Annotated in this window: 3 protein-coding genes; all 3 read left to right on the top strand. The window is 41.7% G+C overall.

All coding sequences use genetic code 11. The features are described 5' to 3' along the window. A partial coding sequence (locus ACN0IC_RS15070) for a Ulp1 family isopeptidase (RefSeq protein WP_416879582.1) occupies positions 1-647 on the top strand: 647 nt, incomplete at its 5' end. A gap of 50 nt (positions 648-697) precedes the next feature. After that, positions 698-1,075, top strand: a complete 378-nt coding sequence (locus tag ACN0IC_RS15065; protein WP_416879581.1) for a hypothetical protein — start codon at positions 698-700, stop codon at positions 1,073-1,075. A gap of 493 nt (positions 1,076-1,568) precedes the next feature. Next, the coding region (locus tag ACN0IC_RS15060) for an SAP domain-containing protein (RefSeq protein ID WP_416879580.1) at positions 1,569-2,216 on the top strand (648 nt) is incomplete at its 3' end.

Genomic DNA, 2,216 nt, shown 5'->3' with positions numbered 1-2,216 from the left:
ACATATACCTATACAATAAAATCCAAACAGATGACCAAACACCTGCACCTGCTGGTAATGAAGTTTTCTGTGAATTTAGACAGTACATTATCAGAAGATCAAGTTACATGTCGTTACGACCAGCAAAATATATTAATGATGAAATCGTGGATGGTTATTTACAGTTCAATCATTCTGACAAGAATAATGTTGTGCCCGTATTGTGGTCATTTTTTTATACCCAACTTATAAATGACCAACAAGCAGAGTCTCGAGGGGAAAATGCATCGGAAAATTCGCCCAGTCTACATCAGCGTCGACATCAGAGAGTCAGAAGCTACATACGTCGAATAAACCTACTAGATATCGATGCAGTGATTATACCAATCTGCAAACAATCACATTGGTATGCAGTAGTGGCCACCGATCTGAACACTGACCAGCCAAAACTCTTTGTGTTGAACTCACTTTCCAGCTGTGGCAAACAGCAGGAGACTGCATATGACTTAAAGAGGTTCTTTGAAATAGAACTTAAAAAGAATGTTTCAGTCCACATTCCAGAAGTACCAAAGCAACATAACAATGTGGACTGTGCACTTTTTCTAATGCACAATGTGGAACTCGTCACCAAGGATATCCCGGATTTTAAGGTATATTACACAACCTAACTCAACCACCAAAACATCTTTCAATATGTATCTGTTTATTAAATTAACCAATGTTTCTTCCACAGGAACGGGCACTCAACAGCCAGTTAAATAACTGGTATCATCCACAACTTCTCGATACAAAAAGGGCTGAAATAGCCCGTATGATTCAAACTGAATCCAATCATCAGAGAACACCTGGCCAAATCCCCATTGATTTCCCAGATATAGGTTTGATGGTCCAAAGTAATCCAATAGAAAATACGGATGATGAGATGGACAAAACAGATAATGATGAGACAAAGACAGCACAAACAGATGCTGGAAATTTCAACTGGACTGCAGACGACTGGTACTGGAGTGATAATGAACAGTCCCTAGATGGTAGTGAGATAGACGTAAACACAGACGAGTATGGTTCAGGCTGCGAGACTGACAAGCCAGCGTAAGACTGTGAGTGTGAGTCATGCCTCTGGTGGAAAGCAGAGGCCTAGATAAAGTGAACACCAAATGCAGTATGCACCCATATATCAGTCAGAAAGTGTAATGAACAATGATGCAATGTCAATTGTCAACTAAATAGAAATCAACCATGAAGGAATATGTTCACCCTATCTCTTGCTGAGGAGGAAATCCACTGTGTAAGTTTTTTCCTTCATTTACTAAACTGATAGAAAAATGGAAATTTTATGCAGTAAAAAAATCATCATTAATATATATTTATTTAGATCCTCGAGACCACCACACCACACACCACTTCAATGGTTAGAATGACTCTGGTGCATCAGATGAAGATGGCTTCGAGCAAGAAGGAGTAACTCCTGATCAAGTTGCAGAGATGCAACAAATGCCACAGATGGACTAACGTACAACATCAATAGTAAATTATAAATCTGTAAATACCCAATGTACCAACCAAATGTGTAACCAAAATCCTCTGATATGTATATTTTGAAGGTACCAGACCATCTATGTAATTCAAATATGTCCATCTATATAACACTACAACGGAATGATGATTTATCTTTTTTTTTTCCAGATTCACAGTCAGTCAGCGACAATCTCTGCAGCCTCAACATGTCTCACAACAACACCCCACTACAACCCAACAACAGAACCAGCCATCTCATCCACAACCAGCCCCAGAATGGCAGACCACTCCTCCCCCCACCAGCACCACCACCAATGCCAGAACCAGTTCCAGCAAAGCTACCCACGGAGGATGGACTGAAGTCCTGGCCTGTAAAGAAACTGAAAAATTGTCTGCGGGATGCGGGACTGCATCCGTCTGGACTGAAGAATGACCTGGTCAAGAGGTTGTTGGAGTATTACAAGAAAAACCCATCAAAAGTTCCACCAAAACCTCCCACAGAACCAGTTCCAGTACCAGAACCAGTTCCACTACTTGCTACTCTACCCCAACCCTGCCCACTCCTCCCCCCACCAACACCACCACCAATGCCAGAACCAGTTCCAGCAAAGCTACCCACGGAGGATGGACTGAAGTCCTGGCCTATAAAGAAACTCAAAAATTGTCTGAGGGATGCGGGACTGTATCTGTCTGGACCGAAGAATGACCTGGTCAAGAGG

Source organism: Litorimonas sp. (genome assembly GCA_029936425.1).
Lineage (GTDB): Bacteria > Pseudomonadota > Alphaproteobacteria > Caulobacterales > Maricaulaceae > Litorimonas.
This window is presented reverse-complemented; position numbering and strand designations above follow the sequence as displayed.